Consider the following 21,647-nt stretch of genomic DNA (forward strand, 5'->3'; position numbering starts at 1 on the left):
CAACGGTAAGGCAAGCCTTACCTCATCACAAGGCCTGCTGGCCGGTTCCGGCGATCTCCACAGCCGGCACACCGAGTTCGTGCGCCAGGAACGTCCACATCCACGACAGCGCGACGGTGTGTGTGAGCCCCGGAACGCCCTGGGCGATCTGCGTCGCGACCCCGTCGCTGTAGGCCGCGAGCTTCAGGGCGACGGTGTCCGGTTCGATCGGTCCGGCACCGCCCGGGAACGTGCCGGCGTCGGCCCCGCGGCGGATCACGCGGACCAGACAGGCCTCCCAGACGCGGATCCGTTCGGCGTACTCGGCGGCCACCTCGGGCCGACGGGCGACCGCGGTCCAGTAGTCGGACCAGATCCTCCAGTGCTGCCGGACCTGTTCGGTGTCGTCGAACAGGGGCGCCACCAGCATCCGCAGCGCCTCGACGGGGTCGGACTCGGCGTCGACGGCGATGACGATCGCTCCGTAGAAGCGCTCCGTCTCGAGCACGACGACCTCGTTGAGGATCTCCGCCACGCTGCCGAAGTGGTAGGTCACGGTGCCGACGGAGACCCCGGCCTCGGCGGCGATGTCGCGCAGCCCCGTCGCGCCGACACCGTTCCGGACGATCACGGCACGGGCGGCCGCGACGATCATCGCGCGCCGGACCTCGGGACGCTGCCGGACGCGCGGCGCCGCACCCGCTGCGGCGCCCTGTGCAGCCCTCGCCGCCCCGGTCACGCCGAGGTCCTCGGGACGTCGTCGGTGAAGGTCTGCTCGGTGACCAGGACCTCGGGGACGTCCGCACCGCCGTCACGGGCCCAGGCTCGCACGGTGTTCACGACGTGGAAGGCCTCGGCGTCGGCGGTGACCTCCGAGGACGTCTCGAGTCGTGCCGACCAGTCCGGCTTCTCCAGGCCGATCGCCCAGCGCGACGATGCCACGGCCGAGTTCGGGTCGTCCGACCGGATGCGGTACGTCTCGCGGGCGTCCTCGCTGAAGACGAGCCCGTCCGGGTAGACCCGTCCACCGCCGTACCCGGGGTCGACGTCGAGGGTCCACTCCCCCGTCTCGACGTCGTGCGTGACGGTGCGCTGGGGCAGCTGCTCGGTCGGTGCCACGCGCTCGATCACGAGCGGCGTCGACCGCTCGGGCTCGTCGAAGTGCACGTCGTCGTCGGTGTCGCGCGTCCAGACGGGCAGGCACACCTCGGACGCCGTCGGGTCGATCGTGACGGTGGCCTCGGTGCCGTGCGGCCAGACCCAGGGCCAGTAGGACGACGACACCGCGATCCGCAGGCGGTGCCCGGCGGCGAACCGGTGACCGGTCGCGACGAGCTGCACCGGCAGCGACGCCGGTTCGCCGGGGACCAGCGGGTCGTTCCGGTCCATGCCGTCCCGCTTCGCCGCGTTGAGCACCCCGCGCGTCACGAGGGTCGACGAGCCGTCCGGCGCGACGTCGCACAACCGCACGGTCAGGGTGGCGCGGGGCTGGTCGCTCGTGACCGACAGGGTGACGAGCGCGTTGCCGAGCAGGTCGAACGCCCGGCCGACGGGCAGGTCGAAGCAGACGGAGCGGCCGTCCTCGGCACGCTGGTCCGGTGGCAGGTCGGTCGCGTTGCCGAACGGGAAGAACCGTCCTGCGTCGGCGCCGGTGTGCTGCGGCGACCGGACGACGACCGGCCCGTCCTCGCCGCCGCGCAGCGTCGCGAGCGGCAGCGCGCGCCGGTGCGTCGCCGCCGACGGCCACGCCTCGGCGCCCACCCACCGACCCCGTCGCGAGGCGTAGTACGTCGCCGGGGCTTCGCCCTCGTTGATCCAGGCGCGGAGTGCGGGGTCCGCCTCGACGCCGGTGTCGATCCCGCGGAGCCAGCGGTCCCACCAACGCAGCGTCTCCTGCAGGAACCCGATCGACGGTCCGGGTGCGAGACCGCGGTCCGGGTACTGGTGCGACCACGGCCCGACGATGCCCTTGACCGGGGACTGCACGTTCGACACCAGTCGGAGCACGGCGTCGCGGTACGGGTCCGCCCAGCCGCCGACGGCGAGGACCGCTGCGCCGATGTTGCCGTAGTCCTCGGCGGCGCTGCCGTGCCGCCAGTAGTCGTCGCGTTCCTGGTGCGCGAGCCACACCGGCGTCATCGGGCGGTTCGACTCCAGCCGCTCGCGCCACCGGTCGACCCAGTCCGTGCCGACGACCTCGGGCCGGGGCGGCCGCGAGTTGAACGCGAACATCGTCGCGCCCCACGCCGCCATGTCGATGCCGAGCACCGCTCCGCCGACGTAGTGCACGTCGTTGTCGTACCGGTCGTCGGTCGAACACACCGTGACGATGGCCTTGAGCGCGGCGGGCGCACGCGCTGCCAGTTGCAGGGCGTTGAACCCGCCCCACGAGATGCCGAACATGCCGACGGCGCCGGTGGACCACTCCTGCTCGGCGAGCCAGGCGATCACGGCCTCTCCGTCGCGGAGCTCCTGCTCGCTGTACTCGTCGTCGAAGAACCCGTCCGACGAGCCGCTGCCCCGGATGTCGACCCGGACCGAGGCGTACCCGTGCTGGGCGTACCAGGGGTGCCGTTCCGAGTCGCGGGGCGCGGTCCAGTCGTCGAGCCGGTACGGCAGGTACTCGAGCAGCACCGGCACCGGACCGTCGGGCGACGCCGGCGACCAGATCCGGGTGTGCAGCCGGACGCCGTCGGGCATCGGGATCCACTCGTCGCGGACGGTCACGCCGTCCGGCAGCGAGTCCGGGGCGCCGATGGCGGTGAAGGTCGAAGCGTCGGCGGACACCGAGCGATCGCGGCTCATGCGTCCTCCCAGTTCCGGGTCAGGTGTCCGTCGCCGTGGTCGGTCCAGCCCTCGGTGTGCCGCCAGCGCGGCACCCCGTCGCCGACGTCGGGCAGCTCGGTGCTGCCCGGCTCGAGCGTCGCGGCCAGCAGCGTCGACGTGTACGGGTGGTTCGGGCCGGTGAAGACCCGCTCGGTCGGTCCGATCTCGACGATCCGGCCGCCGGTCATCACGGCGACCCGGTCGGCGACGCCCCGGACGACGGCCAGGTCGTGGCTGATGAACAGGCAACTGAGCCCGCGCGAGCGCTGCAGGTCGGCGAGGAGCGCGAGGATCCCGGCCTGCACCTGCACGTCGAGCGCGGTGGTGATCTCGTCGGCGATGACCAGGCGCGGCTCGGCGGCGAGGGCCCGGGCGATGCCGACGCGCTGCCGCTGCCCACCGGAGAGCTGCGCCGGCAGCCGCTCGGCGAACTCCGGGCCGAGGCCGACCTGGGTGAGCAGCTCGCCGACGCGCTGCCGCGAGGACGTGCCCGTGAACAGCTTGAGCGGTCGCCCGATCGCCGCGCCCACGGTGCGCCGCGGGTTGAGCGACGTGTCGGCGTTCTGGAACACGAGCTGCACCGCACGACGAAGGTCCGGGGACCGTCCGGCGATCGGCTCGCGCAGGTCGCCGCTCACGGTCCCGTCGTCGAACGAGAACGTGCCCGACTCTGTCGGCACCAGGCCGGCGAGGGCGGTCGCGAGCGTCGACTTGCCACTTCCGGACTCCCCCACGACCGCGAGCGTCTCGCGCGGCGCGATCGTGAAGGACACGCCGTCGACGGCGGCCGGCAGGCCGCGTCCGTAGCGGATCACCAGGTCCTCAGCGGTCACCACGGGACGGACGAGCGGTTCTGGGCCCACGCCGCCGGTTCCGGCGCGACGCGCCAGCGGCGGGCCGGCCGTGCCGGTGGGGAGAGGCACGGTTCGGCCGGCCGTGGAGGCGACCGTCGACGAGACGGTCGCCGTCTCGGGCACGTGCCCCGATCCTCCCGGCCGTCGCCCGTCCGGCACCGCGGCCAGCAGGGCACGCGTGTACTCGTGCTGCGGGGCGGCGAAGAGCGCCGCCGTGGCGGCGTGCTCGACGATCTCGCCGTCGCGCATGACGGCGATCTCGTCCGCCATCGCCGACACGACCCCGAGGTCGTGGCTGACGAGCAGGACGGCCATGCCGAGCTGCCGGCCGAGGTCAGCGATCAGGTCGAGGACGGCGGCCTGGGTGACGACGTCGAGCGCCGTCGTGGGCTCGTCGAGCACGAGCACCCGCGGGCGTGCGGCGACGGCCATCGCGATCGCGATGCGCTGCTGCTGCCCACCGGAGAGCTGGTGCGGGTAGCGGCGGACGATCGCGTCGGGGTCTGGCAGCCGGACCAACCGGACCAGCTCGGCGACGCGCTCGGGGTCGTCGGGTTCGCGGTGGGCGCGCAGGGCCTCGCGGATCTGCTCGCCGACGCGCATCGACGGGGTGAGTGCCTGGCCGGCGTTCTGCGCGACGACGGAGGCGACGCCGCCGCGGAGCTCGCGGCGGCCGGACGGTGACAGCGCGAAGACGTCGTCGCCGCCGACGCGGACCGAGCCGCCGACGATGGTCGAGCCCGCCCGGAGGTGCGCGAGCAGGGTCCGGGCGACGGTGGACTTGCCGCTGCCGGACTCCCCGACGAGGCCGAGGGTGCGCCCGGCGGGGATCGCGAAGGAGACGCCGCGCACCACGGGGACCAGGCGCTTGCCGGCCGCGTAGGAGATCGCGAGGTCGTCGACGCGGACGATGGGGTCCGTCGCGGTCGCCGGTGCGGCCGGTGCGGTGTCGGTGTGCGTCATGCGCTCACTCCCTTCGTGGCGCGGTCGACGCCGAGCGACTTGCTCAGGCCGTCGGCGGCGAGGTTGAGCCCGATCACCAGGGTCGCCAGGGCGACGATCGGTGCGAGCGTGCCGAGCGGCACCACGGTCAGCGCGGTGCGGTTCTCCTGCACCATCAGCCCCCAGTCGGGCGTCGGTGGGTTGGCGCCGAAGCCGAGGAAGGACAGCGACGCGACGAGCAGCACGATCCACGAGGCCCGCATGGCGTACTCGACGAGCACCACGTCGAGGACGTTCGGCAGGATCTCGCGGAACACGATCGACAGCGCGCGTTCACCCCGTGCCCGGGCGGCCGTCACGTAGTCCTGCGTGATGACGGTGCGGGCGGCACCGCGGACGACGCGGGTCACGGCAGGCGCGTAGACGACGGTGACGGCGAGGACGATCACCCAGAGCCCGGCGTCGAAGACGGTGACCACGACCAGCAGGGCGAGGATCGACGGCACGCTGAGCAGGGCGTCGACGACGCGCATGACGGCCTCGTCGAACCAGTTGTCGGCGTACGCCGTGATGCAACCGAGCACCGTGCCGACCGCGACCGCGATCGTCGTGGCCAGGAAGGTCACGAGCAGGGCGTACCGGCCGCCGTTGAGCGTCCGCGACAGCACGTCACGGCCGTACTGGTCGGTGCCGAGCCAGTGCGTCCAGGTCGGGCCGGCGAGGACGTCGCCGGCGTTCGTGGCCACCGGGTCGTACCCGGCGATGACCGGTGCGAGCAGGGCGAGCACGACGTGCAAGGCGATGAGGCCGAGGCCGATGCTCAGCGCCGTCGAGCCGCGCAGGGGCGCGAGGGCCCCGGCGAGGACGACGCGTCCGGGGCGGCGGGTGGCGGTGGCGGTCATGCGGCGGCCTTCCTGGTGCTGCGCGTCGTGCGGGTGCGCGTGCGCGGTCGCCGCTGGCGGGTCCGCAGCTTCGGGTCGAGGGCGAGCGCCACGAGGTCGGCGGCGAGGTTGCAGACGACGTAGATGACGGCGCTCAGGAGCGCGATCGCCTCGATCGTCGGCAGGTCGCGGTTGAAGACCGACTCGAGCATGAGCTTGCCCATGCCCGGGTAGTTGAAGACGTTCTCGACGACGACGACACCGCCGAGCAGCCAGGCGACGTTGAGCGCGACGACGTTCAGCGTCGGCAGCAGCGCGCTCGGCACCGCGTGCTTCCAGACCACGCGGCGCATCGTCAGGCCCTTGAGCTCCGCCGTGGTGACGAACTCGGACGCCATCACGTCGATGGTCGAGGAGCGGGCGGTGCGCACGATGTAGGCGGCCATCGCCAGGGTGAGCACGATGATCGGCAGCCAGATCGTCGGCAGGAGTTCGCCGACCGTGGCGTCGCTGCCCCGCAGCACGACGGCGGGGAAGATCGGCAGCCCGATCGCGAAGAGCAGCACGAGCACGGTCGCGACCATGAACTCGGGCACGCTCATCACGACGAGGCTGACGATCGAGATCACCTTGTCGGACGGGCGGCCCCGACGGACCCCGGCGAGGACGCCGAGCGTCAGGGACACCGTGACGCCGACGAGCATGGCGGGCACGGCGATGAGCATGCTGTTCCGGAAGGCGGTGAACAGCGTCGGTGCGACGGCCTCGCCGCTGACGAGCGAGGTGCCGAAGTCGCCGTGCACCGCGCCACCGAGCCACTGCAGGTAGCGGAGCCACACGTTCTGGTCGAGGCCGAGGGTCTCGCGCAGCTGCTTCACGGCGTCCGGGGTGGCGTTCTGGCCGAGGAGCTGCTGTGCGACGTCGCCGGGCAGTGCCTGCACGGCCAGGAACACGAAGAGCGAGGCGAGCACGACCGTGAGCACGGCGATGCCGACCCGGCGGAGGACGGGGACGAGGACGTCCGACGGGGTGTTCTTGGTCGTCATCGGCGAAGTCCGATCCGGAGGTAGTCGAACTCGAAGCCGTACTCCGAGTAGTTCACGACGTCGCGGGACAGCCCCACGAGCCGGTCGCCGAACATCGGGGTCATGTCGGCCCCGTCCTCGACCACGAGCCGCTGGGCGTCCTGGTAGAGCGTCAGCCGCTTGGCGTCGTCCATCTCGGCGCGGGCGTCGTCGAGCAGCCCGTCGAAGGTCTCGTTCGACCAAGCGCTCTCGTTGTAGGACGAGCCCGTGCGGAAGATCTGGTTGAGGAGCTGGTCGATCGGCCGACCGGTGAACCAGTAGCTCACCATGAGCGGCTTCTGCATCCAGATCTGCGTGTAGTACGAGTCCGAGCTCGCGTTGCGGACGGTCAGGCGGATGCCCGCGTCGGCGACGGCGTCGCGGTAGGCGACCGCCATCGGCGTGAAGACCGACTCGTAGCTCGACGTGTAGATCGAGGTCCGGAACCCCTCGTGACCGGCCTGCTTGAGCAGTGCCTTTGCCTTGTCCGGGTCGTACTCGCGGTGGTCGTTGACGAACGCGGCGAGCTGCGGCGGGACGGGGTTGTCCCATCCGGGCGAGCCGGTGCCCTGCAGGGCGGTGTCGACGATCTGCTGCGGGTCGTAGGCGAGCTTCATCGCCTGGCGGACCCGCGGGTCGCTGAACTCGTCGCTCGTGGCGAGCATCGGGATCGTGTACCACTGGGCGTTCTTCGAGCGGGCGACGGTGGCGCGGTCGGAGGCCGACACCACCCGAGCGGTCGCGAAGTCCAGGTTCGTCTGCGAGATCAGGTCGATCTGGCCGGCGAGGAGCGCGTTCACCCGGGCGGTGGTGTCCTGGATCGAGTAGAAGTCGATGCCGTCCAGCGCGGGACGCCCGGCGAAGTGGTCCTCGAACGCCTCGACACTGCCGGCACCGGCGGGGGTGAACGCGGAGAGCCGGAACGGACCCGTCCCGATCCCGGTGCGGCCGATGTCGGCGATCGCGGCCGCCGGCACGATGTAGCACTGGTACGCGGTGAGCAGCGACGGGAACTCGGCGTTCGGCTTGGTCAGCGAGAACCGCAGCGTGAACGGGTCGGTCGCACGCATCGAGTCGGCGTCCATCACCTCGCCGAGGACCCCGGCCTGCGGGCTGCCGGTCTTCTCGTCGAGGATGTGCCGGATGCTCGCGATGGCGTCGTCCGCGGTGAAGCGGCTGCCGTCGTGGAAGGTGACGCCGCGGCGGAGCGAGAACGTCCACTCGGTGCCGTCGGCGTTCGCGGACCACTCCTGGGCGAGGTCGGGCACGGTGGTGCCCTGTTCGTCGAGCTTGACGAGCCGGTTGTAGAGCGCGCCGAGGTACTCGTACGCCGACAGGGAGCTGGCGGAGTCGAGGGTCTCGGCGGCCGAGGCGGCCGGACGCGCGATGCGCAGGCGACCGCCGCGTCGGGCGACGCCGGTGGCCGCCGCTTCGGGGATGGTGGGCGTGCCGGCGTTCGCGCCGGAGCTGCACCCCGTCAGGGTGAGCAGGCTGAGGCCGGCCAGACCGGCGGCGCCGGTGAGGAGCGCTCGGCGGCTCGGGCCGCGGGCGTTCCGGGGTTCGGGGACGATGGGCTGCATTCGGGGGGGCCCCTCCTGTAATCGTTCCGGTGAACGATAGAGGGAACCCGGCGATCCCCCAACTCCTGCTCCTCGTCCTCCGGAGTGTTTACGAACTCGTTACACGGCCGCCGTCGGCACGGAGCATGATCGGACCATCCCGTCCGAGGAGGATCATGGCGACGTTCACCAGGGGGTTCGGTGGCCGTCGGGCCGACCGCGACGACACCCGCATCCCGCCCGGCCAGACCCTGGTGCGCGACTGGCCGGTCCTGTCGGCCGGTGCCACGCCCGACGTCGATCCGGCGTCGTGGGTCTTCTCGATCCGCACCGAGAACGGTCTGCACACCTGGACGTGGGACGAGGTGCACGCGCTCGGCGTCGAGGACGTCACCGTCGACATCCACTGCGTCACCCACTGGACCAAGCTCGACATGCCGTGGCGCGGCGTCCCTCTCGACCGCCTGTTCGAGGACGTCGAGACGTCGCTCGACTACTGCATGGTGCACAGCACCGGCGGCTACACGACGAACGTGCCGCTCGACGAGCTGTTGGACGGCAAGGCGTGGATCGCGTTCGAGGCCGACGGTGAACCGCTCGAGCCTGAACACGGCGGTCCGGCGCGCCTGCTGGTGCCGCACCTGTACTTCTGGAAGAGCGCGAAGTGGGTGAGCGGGATCGTCATGCAGGCGGACGACGAGCCGGGCTTCTGGGAGAACGCGGGCTACAACCTGCACGGCGACCCGTGGAAGGAAGAGCGGTACTGGTGACGGTTCCTGACACCGACGTGCCCGCCGACGTGTCCACCGCCCCGTCCACCGACCTGGAGGCCCGGATCGCGCCCGCCGGTCGGCCCGCGCCCCGCAGGCGGCCGGCCTGGCACCCCGCGACGGTCGCCTCGGTGGAGCGCGAGACCCCGAACGCCCGTCGGGTCGTCCTGGACGTCCCGACGTGGCCGGGGAACGACCCGGGCCAGCACCTGGACCTGCGGCTCACGGCCGAGGACGGCTACCAGGCATCCCGCTCGTACTCGATCGCCTCGGCGGGTGACCGGCCCGACGTCGTGCTCGCCGTCGACCGCGTCGAGGGTGGCGAGGTGTCCCCGTTCCTGGTCGACGCGGTCGAGGTCGGCGACGCGCTCGAGGTGCACGGGCCGCTCGGCGGATGGTTCGTGTGGCGCCCCGGCGCGTCCGCCCGTCCGGTGCAGCTGATCGCCGGCGGCTCGGGGATCGTGCCGCTCGTCGCCATGGTCACCGCGCACGCCGAGGCCGGGGACCCCGCACCGTTCCGGTTGCTCGTCGCCGTCCGGACCCCCGACGACGTCTTCTTCCGCGCCGAACTCGACCGGGCCGTCGCTTCCGACGCTCCGCTCGAGGTGACCACCGTGTACAGCCGGACCGCTCCACCCGGGTCCGCCGTGCCCGCGGGACGGCTGACCCGCGATGCGCTCGCCGCCGCGGTCTTCCCACCCGACGCCGGGGCGCTCGTCTACGTGTGCGGCTCGACGCCCTTCGTCGAGCAGGTGCTCCGCTGGCTCGCCGACCTCGGACACGACACCACCGACGTCCGTGCCGAACGGTTCGGGGGCAGCTGATGACGGTCGTCGACGGCAACGCCCTCGCAGGGGTCCTGTCCGAGGTGCTCGGTCCGGAGCCGACCGTGACGGTGCTCTGCTGCGCGGGGTGCGGGTCCCGCGGATCGGTCGCGCGCACCGCCGTGTACTGCTCGGCGATGGGCTCCGTCGCCCGGTGCCGGACGTGTGACACCGTACTCGTCACGGTGGTCGAGGCCGGATCCGCGCGCTGGATCAGCCTCCCCGGCACCCGTGCCACGCTGATCCCATTACCCGAGGCTCGCGGCTAGCGCAATCGCCGACCGCATGTCGTGCGGAGTTCTTGCGGTTTTCCGCATGCCCCGAACTGGGGTCCAATCCGACCGAGACGATGCTCCGGATGACTCTTCGGGACATCGCTGGGCCACCCACCCGGCGTCTCCACTCGGGGCAGTGCGGCCTCTGCGTCCGGTGGGCGCGGGTACCCGAAGCCTGCGCCCCCGGATGCGCCCGCTCACGGCGCCCGGGAACGACAGAACCCCCGGTGCTGCTCTGTGAGCAACCCCGGGGGTCCTGTTCCGTCCGAGCGGATGACGAGATTCGAACTCGCGACCCTCACCTTGGCAAGGTGATGCGCTACCACTGCGCCACATCCGCATTCGCACGCCGTGTGGGCCGTGCGGAGTCGACTCTACCCGATCCCGGGCCCACGGACGTGTTCTGCAGCAGATCCGGGCGTGTCCGGTGTGCCGAGGCAGCCGTCAGGCGCGGTCGTCAGACGCGGTCATCAGGCACGGTCATCAGGCACGGGGGAGTTCGATCGGAGCATGAGCTACGTGCACGACAACCCGGGCGGGACCGAGGCCCACGGCGTCGACCTGATCGACGGTGACACCCCCGCCATCCGCATCCTGGTGCACGGCGACCTGCCGACCACGATCGAGCACGAGGGGCGGACCTGGCTCGCCACCGGCGACGCGCACGACGACGGTGACGACCAGGCGCCCCCGATCGCGATCTACCGCCCGGTCTGAGCCGAGCGGATCGCTCGTGCCGCCTGCAGGACGGCCTCCACGCTCGCGGTCAGCACCGAGCGGTGACGTCCGGCCGCCCAGTGCACCCCGGCCCCGTCGCGGTACTCGAGCAGGGTCAGTGCCGCGCTGGCGCTGCCCGTCGTCCGAGACGTCTGGTGCAGCGAGACGATGTCGACTGCGGTACCCCACTCGGCGAGCAGTTCGACGACCGCCTCGACCGGACCGACGTCGACGGAGGCTCCGCGGTGCTCGACCCCGTCGATCCGCAGGGTGAGTTCGGTGTGCGCGCCGTCGCCGTGTGTCGTCTCGATCGCCACCAGCTCGATGTCCGCCGGCGCTCCGGCCGGCGCTCCGGCTGCCCGCTCGTAGCTCCGCTCGAACAGCGCGAGGAGTTCGGGTCCGTCGACCTCGGCCCCCGAACCGTCGACGTGCTGCTGGACACGACGAGCGAAGTCGATCTGCAGCCGTCGCGGGAGCTCGATGCCGGACGCCGTCTCGAGCAGGTGTGCCACACCGCCCTTGCCGGACTGCGAGTTCACCCGGATGACCGCGTCGTAGTCCCTGCCGAGGTCGGCCGGGTCGATCGGCAGGTACGGGACGCGCCACGCGGTCTCCGACTCCGGACGCCCCTCGGCGGCCGCGCGTGCTCGGTGCTCGGCGAAGCCCTTGCGGATGGCGTCCTGGTGGGTGCCGCTGAACGCAGTGTGCACCAGGTCGCCGACGTAGGGGTGCCGCGGGTGCAGCTCGATGCGGGTGGCGTGCTCGACCGTCCGCCGGACGTCGTCGATGTCGGAGAAGTCGATCATCGGGTCGATGCCCTGCGCGTGCAGGTTGAGGGCGAGCGTGGCGATGTCGACGTTGCCGGTCCGTTCGCCGTTGCCGAAGATGCAGCCCTCGACGCGTTGCGCCCCCGCGAGCACCGCGAGTTCGGCGCACGCGATGCCGGTCCCCCGGTCGTTGTGGGGGTGCACCGACAGGATCACGCCGTCGCGCCGGGCCAGGTTGCGGTGCATCCACTCGATCTGGTCGGCGTAGACGTTCGGCGTCGCGATCTCGACGGTCGCCGGCAGGTTGATGATGACCGGGCGCTCCGGTGTGGCGTCCCAGAGCTCGGTCATCGCGTCGCAGACCTCGAGGACGAACTCCGGCTCGGTCAGGTTGAAGACCTCTGGTGAGAACTCGAACCGAACGTTCGGCAGGTGTCCCGCGAGATCGAGGACGTCGCGGCCCCCGGCGAGGATCATCTCGCGCAGCTCGTCCCGGTCCTTCCCGAGCACGACGTCGCGCCACGTCGGGGCGGTCGCGGTGTACATGTGGATGACGACGTCGTTGGTGATCCCGCGGATCGACTCCACCGTCCGTTCGATCAGGTCACGCCGGGCGGGGGTGAACACGACGATCGTGACGTCGTCCGGCGCCAGGTCCGTGTCGGCGAGCAGCCGGACGAACGCGTGGTCCGTCTCCGACGCCGACGGGTAGCCGACCTCGATCTCCTTGTAGCCCATCCGCACCATGAGCTCGAAGAACCGCCGTTTGCGTTCGGGGTCCATCGGCTCCGCGAGCGCCTGGTTGCCGTCGCGCAGGTCGACGGGGACCCACAGCGGCGCCGCGGTGAGCGACCGCGTCGGCCAGGTGCGGTCGGTGAGCGGGACGGCGACGCGGTCGGAGACGTCCTGGTACCGGTACGACGGCATCGGGGACGGACGCTGTCGGTTCCACGACGGGGTCGCGACGTCGGTGGTGGTGCTGGTGGTCATGAGGCTCCTCTGCAGCTGTCGCGACGACCGTAGCACCACTCCTCAGACAAGTAGAGGTGTCGAGCGCGATGCGGCAGGATGAGCACATGACACCGGTCCGCCGCGAACCCCTCGCCGAACAGGCTGCCGAGGCCCTGCTCGCCCGCATCCGCGACGGTGAGTGGGTGCTCGGCGACAAGCTCCCCGGCGAGACGACGCTGGCACCGCAGCTCGGCGTCGGTCGCTCGACGGTGCGCGAGGCGATCCGGCACCTCGCCGGTCGGGGCGTGCTGGCCTCGCGGCAGGGCGCCGGGGTCTTCGTCACCGCGCTCGACGTGCAGGACGGCCTCGACGACGTGGTCCGCCGCGCCGACATCGCCGCCGTGGTCGAGGCCCGCATCGCCATCGAGGTCGAGGCGTCGTCCCTCGCCGCGGATCGCCGGACCCCGGCCGAACTCCGCACGATGCGGCGCGCGGTCGAGCACCGGCAGGAACGACGCGCCTCGATCGAGCAGCACGTCGACGCGGACACGGCGCTGCACCGCGCGATCGTCGTCGCCGCCCACAACCCGCTGCTCACCGAGCTCTTCGACGGGTTCACCCCACGCAGCCGCCAGGCGATGATCGAACTGCTGCGCATCGACGGGGTGTACGGCAGCGAGGCCGACCGCGACGTGCACGACGACATCGTCGACGCGATCGACGCCGGGGACGCGGCCGCGGCCGCGGCCCTGACCCGGGCGCACCTGCGCAGCCTGACGGCTCGGCTCGGCTGAGCGCAGGCCTGCTCCGGCCCGGTCTGGACCGTGCTCGGCGGCGGGCCGGGTGCCCGTCCGGGTCAGTGGCCCCGGACGTCGCCCGTCAGGATCGCGTGCTCGGCGCCGGCCGACAGCTCGTCGTGCAGCGCGTCCGCGAAGAACTCCCCCGCACCGAGGCTGATCAGGTGGGTGAGTGCACTGCTCACGTCCGCCAGGGCGGGGTTCCACTCGTCGTGGAGGGACGCGCGGACGTGCCCGGACTCGTGCACGACGACGACCCCGATGTGGTCGTGGGCATCGCCGACCTCGAGCACGGCGTCGTACACGACGGGTTCGGTGTCCTCGCCGAGGGGCTCGAGGTGCACCTCGCCGATCCCGGGCCACTCGGTGCGGAACACGGGCAGGTCCGGCGCGTGCAAGTGCGGGGCGCGCTCGTCGGTGACGGACTCGATCTCCCCCGACGTCAGGTACTCGTCGACGACCTCGTGGATCCGGTCGTGCAGTCCGGGCTCGTACTGCCACCAGCGCTGGTGCACGGCCCGGAGCCAGTCCTGCGTCGCGGCGTCGGCCGAGGCCGAGGTCCCGACCAGCTGCGGTGCCGTGCCGGGCGATCCGACGACCTCGAGCTGCTCGTCGTGCGTCTCGACGGTGATGGACCCGGTGGCCTCGTCGGGGTGCACGCCGTGGACGTCGTCGGGGGCCGCGGCCCAGATGCTCGCCGGGAGCTTCGGCGGCAGGGCGAACGCGACTGCGATCGCCGGACGTGCCAATGCTTCGTCGAGCGCGTCGCCGAGGTGCACCTCGTCCGAGCGGGACCCCATGACGATGCCTCCGGTCGGGGGCACGGCGGCCAACCGCTCGAGGTCCTCGTGGTCCGCGTTCATCGACGCGAACACGGGGGTGTCCGCCCACTGGACGAACTCGCCGGCGGCACGGTCCTGGTCCTCGAACGGCACGTTCCAGACCGAGGGGTCCGCGAGCACCCACGACGCCGAACGACCGGCGGGGCCACGACGCACGGCGTCGACCACGGCGGGGACGAGCCCGGGCAGCCCGCGGTACGCCGGACGCACGGTGAGGCGGTCGAGCGCCAGCAGGTCCGGCTTGCCGAGCATCTCGGCGGCGTGCGTCTGCAGCGACAGGAAGGTCTCGCCGGTCGCGTCCGGCACGACGATCGCGGCGGCGAAGTCACCGTCGACGTCGGACACCTGGTAGCCGAGCACCAGTGCCTCGACCGACTCGGGCGATCGGCTCGTGTACGCGGCGACCTCGGCGACCGACACCGCTTCGGCCTCGTCGTCGGTGATGGGCACCCGGACGTCGATCACCCACCGGTCGACGTCCTGGCCGGGGTAGGCGTCGCCGTCCTCGTCCGAGATCGTGATGTGCACGAGCCGCAGGGAACCGTCCCACGCGTCGTGGACGTGCTGGGCGATGGCGGCTTCAGGGTCGTCGGTCACGGACGCCACCGTATCGGTGGCGGACCGGGCACGTGGTCAACCGTGCTGCGCGACCATCGCGTCGACGCTCCGCATCGCGGTCGCCAGGATGGTGAGCACCGGGTTGACCCCGCCGTTCGTGACGTGCACCGAGCCGTCGGTCACGCGCAGGTTGTCGTGTCCCCACACCCGTCCGAACGGGTCGACGACCGACGTCGCCGGATCCGTCCCCATCCGGAGCGTGCCGGCCTGGTGCTGGCCACCGCTCGTGCCCCGGACCGGACCGTGCAGCTCCGCCACGCGCGTGGCGCCGGCCGCGCGCAACCAGTCGCCGCTCCGGGCGCTGGTGTGGTCGCGAGCACGGACGTCCTCCGGGTGGACCCCACCGCTGAACGACGCCACCGGGATGCCGTACCGGTCCGTCACCGCCGGATCGACCCGGACGCGTGCGTCGGCCGTGGTGACCTCCTGGATCGGACCCATGATCCGCATGCTGCGCCGCGCCAGGTCCCGCATCGCGTGCTTGCCGTCGAGCCCGGATCGCGGCGCGAGCCCCGTGCCGACGAGGTACTGGTGCGTGTTCGACGGCGTCGCGATGAACTCGTTCGCCAGGATCCCGCCACCGATCTGCCCGGGCACGCCGTGCCGGTAGTCGGTGGTGGCGATCGACGGCCCCGGCCCGAGACCGTCGTCCACCACGTCGTCGAAGACCCCCATCGCACCGCCGTAGACGTGGCCCTGCAGGTGCCGGCCGACCTGGTCCGCACCGTTGCCGATGCCGTCGGGCTCCTGGTCGCTCCGGCTGTTCAGCAGGAGCCGTGCCGACTCCACCGCCCCGGCCGCCACGACGACCTCGGCGGCGTCGACCTCGGCCCGCCAGTCGCGGCCGTCCGCGGTGCCGACGATCGTGACGCCGACGACACGGCCGGCATGGTCCGTGCGCAGTCGGGCGACCCGCGACTCGAGCACGATCGACGCGTTCCCGGTGGCGAACGCGCGGGTCAGCATGGTGTTCTGGCTGCCGTTCTTGGCGTCGACCGGGCACGCGAAGCCGACGCACATGCCGCACTGCTCACACGCGCGGCGGCCCAGGTACGGCGTCGAGTTGATCAGGAGCGGGACGTGCACCGTCGAGATGCCCAGGGCGTCCGCGGCGCCGGCGAGCCGGTCCCGCGCTGCCCCCGACGGCAGCGGTGGCATCGGTCGCGCGCGCGAGCGTTCCCCGGACCACGGACCGTCGACGTCACCGCCGCTGACCCCGATCTCCCACTCGGCGCGCTCGTACCAGGGCTCGAGTTCGTCGTACCCGAACGGCCAGTCAGCCAGGGCGCTGCCGTCCGGCACGCCGTACGTCGACGCCATCGCGAAGTCCCGCGGCCCGAACCGCCAGGCCTGTGCGCCGTAGACCCGCGTGCCGCCGCCGGCCGTGACGGCGTTGTTGTGCCACCCCGGTGACGAGGGCCGGAGCACCAGGAGCTCGCGACCGTCCGCCACCGTCCGCGGGTGGCCGACGTCGGACGGCCCCGACCGCGGTGCGACGCCCCAGCTCGACCGCGGGTTCCGGATGTGGTCACGGCTGAGTTCCGCGGTGCCGGGCCACCCACCGGCCTCGACCACGAGCACGCGCCGACCGGACTCGGCGAGCCCGCACGCCGCGACACCCCCGCCGGCGCCCGACCCGACGACGACCGCGTCGTACCGGTCGGCCAGCTGCGACGGGTGCACGACCGAGGGCGCTGCGGTCGGCACCGGTACCGGCACGCTCCAGCCGTCCGGCGGACCGGGCTGCCACCCCACCATGTCCCAGGACCGCTCCCCCGCGTTCCCGCCGTTCCCCGCGTCGGCGTAGTAGCCCGCGGCCACGAGCTCGGCGAACCAGGTCCAGTCGGGATCGTCGCCGTCGCGGGGCTCGTCGACGCCCTCGTGGTCGTCCGCGTGCTCGACGACGGCACGGAGACGGTCCAGCCAGTCGGGCCGGTCGACCAGCACCCCGGCCAGGAACGCGAGCGCGCCGGCCTCGGACGCCGACGGGTACTCGTCCGCCGGCACCACCCGGTCGACCAGGGAACGGAGCCGTTCGTCGTGCGTGCGGAGGAACTCCTGCGCCGCGGTGGCCGCGTGGTCCGTCATCGGTCCTGCCTCTCGAGCAGCGCCGGTGCCGCCCACGAGCACCGTAACGGACACGGCAGGGTCCGGGGCCGGGCTCAGCCGCCGATGCCCTCGAGGTCGAGCAGGTCGTCGTCGCTCAGCACGACGGCGGCACCCTCGATGTTCTCGCGCAGGTGCGCCCGCGACGACGTGCCCGGGATCAGCAGGACGTTCGGGGACCGGCGCAGCAGCCATGCCAGGGCGACGGACATCGGCGTCGACCCGAGCCGTGTCGCCACGGTCGAGAGCACTTCGGACTGCAGCGGTGCGAAGCCGCCGAGCGGGAAGAACGGCACGTAGGCGATGCCCTCGGCCGCGAGCCGGTCGATGAGCGGGTCGTCCTGCCGATTGGCCAGGTTGTACATGTTCTGCACCGAGACGATCGGTGCGATCCCCTGCGCTTCCGCCACCTGTTCCGTCGTGGCGTTGCTCACGCCGAGGTGCCGGATGACCCCCTGTCGCTGCAGGTCGACCAGCGTCTCGAACGCCGGGGCGATCGGCCCCGCGACCGGACCGTTCGCGTCGCCCAGCCGCAGGTTGACGAGGTCCAGCACGTCGACGCCGAGCGTCTCGAGGTTGTCGTCGACCTGCCCACGCAGTTGGTCGGGTTCCCGAGCTGTCGGCCAACCGCCTCGGGCGTCCCGCCGCGCACCGACCTTCGTCGCGATGACGAGGTCGTCGGCGTACGGGTGCAGCGCCTCGTGCACCAGCTCGTTGACGATGCGAGGGCCGTACGTCTCGGCGGTGTCGATGTGCGTGATGCCGCCCGCGACGGCGTCCCGGAGCACGGCGACGGCCTCGTCGTGGTCCTTCGGCGGCCCGACGACCCGGGGACCGGTGAGCTGCATCGCGCCGTAGCCGAAGCGTGCGACCGGCCGGTCGCCGAGGGTCCAGGTGCCGCCGGGCAGGTGAGGGGTGGTGGTGCTCATCGGATCTCCTTCGAGGGCGTGCCGACGCCGAGGGCGCAGCGCAGCGCACTCCTGACAGCCTGCTCGCGCCGGCGGCGGCTCGCACGACACCGACGCGCGTTCCGGCCCACTTGCAGCGGACGGCCCGCTTGCAGCAGACGCCCCACTGGACGTACGCTCCTGCCAGAGGGCAAAACGCCTCGTCGCTCCGGCGGCCAGGCACCCACACGCGGTCTCGGACGAGTCGCCACTTCTTCATCGAAGGAGTGCACGTGTCCACCCGTTCCCCCGCCCGGCTCCGCGACGCCGGGATCGCCCTCGCCGGCCTGTCCGCCGTCTTCCTGTTCGAGATGCTCGACAACTCGGTGCTGAACGTCGCCCTGCCCACCATCGGCCGTGAGCTCCACGCGTCGACGACCGGACTGCAGTGGGTCACCGGCGCCTACTCGGTCGTCTTCGGCGCCCTCATGCTCCTGTTCGGTGCGGTCGCCGACCGGTTCGGCCGACGCCGGGTGATGCTCGTCGGCCTGGTGCTGCTCGCGCTCTCCGCGCTGGCGACCACGCTCGTCACCACGACCGGCGAACTCATCGCGGTCCGCGCGCTCATGGGGCTCGCAGCGGCGATGACGACGCCCGGGTCGATGGTCCTGGCCTTCCGGCTCTTCGACACCGACGCCCTGCGGGTCCGGGCGCTGACGGTCATCTCCACCGCGGGCCTGGTCGGGCTCGCGGTCGGTCCGACGGCGGGTGGCTTCGCCCTCGCGGTGGCGCCGTGGCAGGCCCTGCTCCTGGTGAACGTGCCGATCGCGGCGCTCGCGTTCATCGGCATCCGAGCCGGCGTGCCCGCTGACCGACCGCAGGACCTGCACCCCGACCGGATCGACGTGACCGGCGCGCTGTTCGGGACCACGGCCCTGGTCGGTGCACTCGGGACGCCCACCCTCTTCGCGGAGGCAGGCAGCGCCTCCTGGCCGGGGTGGACCGGGGTCGTCGTGACGGTCGCTGCGGTGGCGGCCTTCGTGCGGCGGGAGCGCACCGCGGCGCAGCCCCTGCTCGACCTGCGCCTGCTCGCCCGTCCGCTCGTCGCGAGCGGTCTGGCGTACAAGGCGGCCTCCGGACTGGCCGTCTCCGGCCTGTCGTACCTGGTGACGCTGCAGCTGCAGTTCGCCTGGGGGTGGTCGCCGGCGCTGGCCGCGATCGGCACGCTGCCGCAGGTGGTGGTGCTCCTGGCGTCCGGACGCTTCGTCGGCCCGTTCGTGCAGCGGGTGGGCCTCGGCCGCGCGGCATGGCTGAGCGCCGGCGCCGTCGTCGCAGGACTCGCGCTCTTCACGGTCGGCGGCCGTGCCGGGTACGGCTGGGTCGCCGCGGCCCTCGTCCTCGTCGCCGCCGGGATGCGGGTCGTCGGGGTCGTCGCGGGCAACAACGTGCTCCAGGGCCTGCCGTCGAACCGGACGTCGGTCGGTGCGGCGCTCGTCGACACCTCGAGCGAGTTCGCGACCGCGGTGGGCATCGCGGCGACCGGCACGGTCCTGGCGCTGCTCGTGCCGGGCAGCATCGCGTCGACGTCGTGGAGCGTCGATCGGCTGGCCGCGTTCGAGGACGGGATCACCGTCGCGGGCGTCGTCCTGACGGTCGTCGCCGCCGTGCTCGTCGCCGTCGGCATGGCCCGCGCGACGACCCGCGCGGGCACGCCGGTGGCCGAACCGGCTCAGACGGCGCTGTAGCCGCCGTCCGCCACGAGCACGGATCCGGTGATGAACGACGCCGCGTCGCTCGCCAGGAACACGACGCTCGGCGCGATCTCCTCGGGCAGGGCGAAGCGCTGCTGCGGTGCGTCCTCGATCCAGTACCGCCGGAACTCCGGGGAGTCCACCGGGGCCATCTCGGTCTTCACGTACCCGGGGGCGACGGCGTTCACGCGGATCCCGTACTTCGCCCACTCGACCGCGAGCGACTTCGTCAGGTGGTGCACGGCCGCCTTCGACGCGTTGTACGCCGGCTGCCACTGCGGCCGGTTCACGATGAGGCCCGACATGCTGCCGATGTTCACGATCGACCCCGCACCGGCGTCACGCATGTGCGCGCCGACCGCCGTCGACGTCTTCCACAGTGCGCGGACGTTGAGGTCGAACACGTCGTCCCACTCGCTGTCGGGGACGTCGAAGGCGTCCCGGTGGTGGCACGTGCCGGCGTTGTTGACGAGCACGTCGAGGCGGCCGAGGGCCGCCATCGCCTCCTCGGTCATGCGCGCCACCTGCTCGCCGTCGGTGATGTCCGCCGTGATGGTGACGAAGTCGTGGCCGGCATCCGCGGCCTCGGCGGCGACCCGGGCGTTGCGCTCCGCGGAGCGCCCGACGATCGCGACGCGGGCGCCGGCCTCGGCGAGGCCGAAGGCGAAGGCCCGGCCGAGTCCCTGGTTGCCGCCGGTGACGAGGGCGGTCCGGCCGGTGAGGTCGAAGGGTGAGGTCATGGAGCGGGCGCCTTCCTGAGCGGGGTCGGCGCGGTGCACCGCGTCGACGAGGTACCGCCCTGCGTACACGGCCCGGCCGGGAGGCGCGGCGTGCGTCCGTCGCGCACCGCGCCTCCCGCTGCGGTCACGACCACCGCGTCTGGTCGCTCAGTGCGTGTCGGTCGCGTTCCGCCGGTCGAGCTCGACGAGCATCGCGGCGGTGTTCCGCAGCACCTTCGGTGTCTGCACGAGGGTGACGACCAGGAACACGAGGAACATCGCCGCCGCGAACCAGAAGACCGGCCGCCCGGTGACGGCGAGGGACACCTCGAGGACCATCGCCAGCACGAACACGACGGGTCCGAACCACCGCTGTCGGCGGTACTGCTGCTGGTAGTGCTCGAGCGCCTGGCGCCACTGCGCCGGGTCGGCATCAGCGGGCAGTTCGCCGCGCCTCACCGCTCGACCGAGTGCACGATCACGCGCTGCCGGGCCGACGCTCCGGCGCTGCCGACCGATCCAGAGCCCGAAGATCACGCCGAACGCGGCGCCGGTCACGGCACTCGCTGTGCCTCGGATCCAGACGGGCACGTCGGCGGGCATGGTGACGAACGTCGACAGGTACCAGAACCCGCCGAACGCGACCGCGAGGACGATCATCACGGCCCACAGCGGCCACCCACGCATCGAATCCATATCGCCATCGTGCCAGCCGAGCGCGGCGGTCGCCCGGAACGAGGAAAGCCCCCGGCCGGACCTGGTGGTCCTGCCGGGGGCTTTCCCGTGGTGGGCGATACTGGGATCGAACCAGTGACCTCTTCCGTGTCAGGGAAGCGCGCTACCGCTGCGCCAATCGCCCAGATTCCCTGTCTGAACCGGAGTTCGCACAGGATCTGGAGGGTGTTGCTGGAGGTGGGGACGGGATTCGAACCCGCGTGGACGGCTTTGCAGGCCGCTGCCTAGCCTCTCGGCCACCCCACCATCGAGGTTCACGTCTCCGTGAGTACCCGAACGGTGGGATACCCTCTGGTGAGTCGCAGGGCTTCGAAAAGCCCCACACTCGAGCGGATGACGAGATTCGAACTCGCGACCCTCACCTTGGCAAGGTGATGCGCTACCACTGCGCCACATCCGCACTTGTCTTTCCGCTGTCGCGGCGACGACGTAAACTCTATACGAACCCAGGGGCATCCGCCAAAATCCTTCCCGTTCACCGGGCGTGTCCCCCGAGTTCATGCGGATCCGGCCGGTTCAGTACCCCTCGCAGAACGCGCGCCACACCCGGGGCGCGCGCCGTGTTCGATGCACCGCCGGACTTCGGCTACTATCGACTCGCACGAACAGTGCAGGGGGCGATTGGCGCAGTTGGTAGCGCGCTTCGTTCACACCGAAGAGGTCATCAGTTCGAGTCTGGTATCGCCCACCCTTGAGACAAGAGCCCGACGCAGCAGCGTCGGGCTCTTGTCATCTCACCCGGCCGCAGTACGCGGGCCACACCACCAGCACGATCGGACGAAG

The 21,647-nt window shown here is 72.1% G+C and carries 18 protein-coding genes and 5 tRNA genes; 7 read left to right on the forward strand and 16 right to left on the reverse strand.

Going from position 1 to position 21,647, the window contains the following annotated elements:
• Positions 1-25: 25 nt before the first annotated feature.
• Genes GVL05_RS03925 through GVL05_RS03950 form a run of 6 tightly spaced genes read right to left on the reverse strand, consistent with a single transcriptional unit; the run spans position 26 to position 8,126 of the window.
• Positions 26-718 (reverse strand): TetR/AcrR family transcriptional regulator, encoded by a 693-nt coding sequence (locus GVL05_RS03925; protein WP_235035832.1) that lies wholly within the window; start codon positions 716-718, stop codon positions 26-28.
• The gene (locus GVL05_RS03930; protein ID WP_159571468.1) at positions 715-2,784 is read right to left on the reverse strand and encodes a CocE/NonD family hydrolase; all 2,070 of its coding nucleotides are present in this window, start codon (positions 2,782-2,784) and stop codon (positions 715-717) included. The genes GVL05_RS03925 and GVL05_RS03930 overlap by 4 nt, the downstream gene beginning before the upstream one ends.
• Positions 2,781-4,622, reverse strand: a complete 1,842-nt coding sequence (locus tag GVL05_RS03935; RefSeq protein ID WP_159571471.1) for an ABC transporter ATP-binding protein — start codon at positions 4,620-4,622, stop codon at positions 2,781-2,783. The genes GVL05_RS03930 and GVL05_RS03935 overlap by 4 nt, the downstream gene beginning before the upstream one ends.
• Entirely contained in the window at positions 4,619-5,503 is an 885-nt protein-coding gene (locus GVL05_RS03940) for an ABC transporter permease (RefSeq protein ID WP_111084076.1), read from the reverse strand. The genes GVL05_RS03935 and GVL05_RS03940 overlap by 4 nt, the downstream gene beginning before the upstream one ends.
• The gene (locus tag GVL05_RS03945; RefSeq protein WP_159571474.1) at positions 5,500-6,528 is read right to left on the reverse strand and encodes an ABC transporter permease; all 1,029 of its coding nucleotides are present in this window, start codon (positions 6,526-6,528) and stop codon (positions 5,500-5,502) included. Before GVL05_RS03945 ends, GVL05_RS03940 begins: the two co-directional genes overlap by 4 nt.
• Positions 6,525-8,126 carry an ABC transporter substrate-binding protein gene (locus tag GVL05_RS03950; RefSeq protein WP_159571477.1) on the reverse strand — a complete coding sequence of 534 codons (1,602 nt, stop codon included), beginning with the start codon at positions 8,124-8,126 and terminating at the stop codon, positions 6,525-6,527. The genes GVL05_RS03945 and GVL05_RS03950 overlap by 4 nt, the downstream gene beginning before the upstream one ends.
• A 155-nt stretch (positions 8,127-8,281) precedes the next feature.
• Here GVL05_RS03950 and GVL05_RS03955 point away from each other — a divergent pair, with 155 nt between their 5' ends.
• Genes GVL05_RS03955 through GVL05_RS03965 form a run of 3 tightly spaced genes read left to right on the forward strand, consistent with a single transcriptional unit; the run spans position 8,282 to position 9,968 of the window.
• Entirely contained in the window at positions 8,282-8,875 is a 594-nt protein-coding gene (locus GVL05_RS03955) for a molybdopterin-dependent oxidoreductase (RefSeq protein WP_123938053.1), read from the forward strand.
• Positions 8,872-9,699, forward strand: a complete 828-nt coding sequence (locus GVL05_RS03960) for a ferredoxin reductase (RefSeq protein ID WP_235035833.1) — start codon at positions 8,872-8,874, stop codon at positions 9,697-9,699. The genes GVL05_RS03955 and GVL05_RS03960 overlap by 4 nt, the downstream gene beginning before the upstream one ends.
• On the forward strand, positions 9,699-9,968 hold the full coding sequence (locus tag GVL05_RS03965) for a DUF6510 family protein (RefSeq protein WP_159571480.1): 270 nt from the start codon (positions 9,699-9,701) through the stop codon (positions 9,966-9,968). The genes GVL05_RS03960 and GVL05_RS03965 overlap by 1 nt, the downstream gene beginning before the upstream one ends.
• 274 nt (positions 9,969-10,242) lie before the next feature.
• Here GVL05_RS03965 and GVL05_RS03970 read toward each other — a convergent pair.
• Positions 10,243-10,314 (reverse strand) — tRNA-Gly (locus GVL05_RS03970).
• A 170-nt stretch (positions 10,315-10,484) separates the two neighbouring features.
• On the opposite strand from GVL05_RS03970, the gene GVL05_RS03975 reads away from it, so the two are divergent.
• The gene (locus GVL05_RS03975) at positions 10,485-10,691 is read left to right on the forward strand and encodes a hypothetical protein (protein ID WP_111084081.1); all 207 of its coding nucleotides are present in this window, start codon (positions 10,485-10,487) and stop codon (positions 10,689-10,691) included.
• Here GVL05_RS03975 and GVL05_RS03980 read toward each other — a convergent pair.
• Positions 10,676-12,448, reverse strand: coding sequence for a 2-isopropylmalate synthase (locus tag GVL05_RS03980; protein ID WP_159571483.1), 1,773 nt, complete (start codon positions 12,446-12,448; stop codon positions 10,676-10,678). The two genes, GVL05_RS03975 and GVL05_RS03980, sit on opposite strands and share 16 nt — an antisense overlap.
• 86 nt (positions 12,449-12,534) lie before the next feature.
• On the opposite strand from GVL05_RS03980, the gene GVL05_RS03985 reads away from it, so the two are divergent.
• Entirely contained in the window at positions 12,535-13,203 is a 669-nt protein-coding gene (locus tag GVL05_RS03985; protein ID WP_159571486.1) for a FadR/GntR family transcriptional regulator, read from the forward strand.
• Positions 13,204-13,265: 62 nt separating this feature from the next.
• On the opposite strand, the gene GVL05_RS03990 is transcribed toward GVL05_RS03985, so the two are convergent.
• The 3 genes from GVL05_RS03990 to GVL05_RS04000 all read right to left on the reverse strand — a co-directional run bounded on the left by GVL05_RS03990 (position 13,266) and on the right by GVL05_RS04000 (position 17,701).
• Complete coding sequence (locus GVL05_RS03990) at positions 13,266-14,645, reverse strand: hypothetical protein (protein ID WP_159571489.1); 1,380 nt, start codon at positions 14,643-14,645, stop codon at positions 13,266-13,268.
• A 36-nt stretch (positions 14,646-14,681) separates the two neighbouring features.
• Positions 14,682-16,754 carry a GMC oxidoreductase gene (locus tag GVL05_RS03995; RefSeq protein ID WP_159571492.1) on the reverse strand — a complete coding sequence of 691 codons (2,073 nt, stop codon included), beginning with the start codon at positions 16,752-16,754 and terminating at the stop codon, positions 14,682-14,684.
• A 74-nt stretch (positions 16,755-16,828) separates the two neighbouring features.
• Positions 16,829-17,701, reverse strand: a complete 873-nt coding sequence (locus tag GVL05_RS04000) for an oxidoreductase (RefSeq protein ID WP_159571495.1) — start codon at positions 17,699-17,701, stop codon at positions 16,829-16,831.
• 251 nt (positions 17,702-17,952) lie between these two features.
• Here GVL05_RS04000 and GVL05_RS04005 point away from each other — a divergent pair, with 251 nt between their 5' ends.
• A complete protein-coding gene (locus tag GVL05_RS04005) occupies positions 17,953-19,404 on the forward strand; it encodes an MFS transporter (protein ID WP_268839263.1) in 1,452 nt (483 codons plus the stop codon).
• Here the strand turns inward: GVL05_RS04005 and GVL05_RS04010 are convergent.
• From GVL05_RS04010 to GVL05_RS04030, 5 genes are all read right to left on the reverse strand, one after another.
• Positions 19,389-20,150 carry an SDR family NAD(P)-dependent oxidoreductase gene (locus GVL05_RS04010; protein ID WP_159571498.1) on the reverse strand — a complete coding sequence of 254 codons (762 nt, stop codon included), beginning with the start codon at positions 20,148-20,150 and terminating at the stop codon, positions 19,389-19,391. The two genes, GVL05_RS04005 and GVL05_RS04010, sit on opposite strands and share 16 nt — an antisense overlap.
• Positions 20,151-20,297: 147 nt before the next feature.
• Positions 20,298-20,825, reverse strand: coding sequence for a hypothetical protein (locus GVL05_RS04015; RefSeq protein ID WP_159571500.1), 528 nt, complete (start codon positions 20,823-20,825; stop codon positions 20,298-20,300).
• An 88-nt stretch (positions 20,826-20,913) separates the two neighbouring features.
• Positions 20,914-20,988, reverse strand: a tRNA-Val gene (locus GVL05_RS04020).
• 48 nt (positions 20,989-21,036) lie between these two features.
• Positions 21,037-21,110, reverse strand: a tRNA-Cys gene (locus tag GVL05_RS04025).
• An 82-nt stretch (positions 21,111-21,192) separates the two neighbouring features.
• Positions 21,193-21,264, reverse strand: a tRNA-Gly gene (locus GVL05_RS04030).
• Between the two features lie 215 nt (positions 21,265-21,479).
• Between GVL05_RS04030 and GVL05_RS04035 the strand changes: the two genes are divergently transcribed.
• Positions 21,480-21,552, forward strand: a tRNA-Val gene (locus GVL05_RS04035).
• The last annotated feature ends 95 nt before the right edge of the window (positions 21,553-21,647 follow it).

The sequence above is a fragment of the Curtobacterium sp. 18060 genome (assembly GCF_902706105.1).
Taxonomy (GTDB): domain Bacteria; phylum Actinomycetota; class Actinomycetes; order Actinomycetales; family Microbacteriaceae; genus Curtobacterium.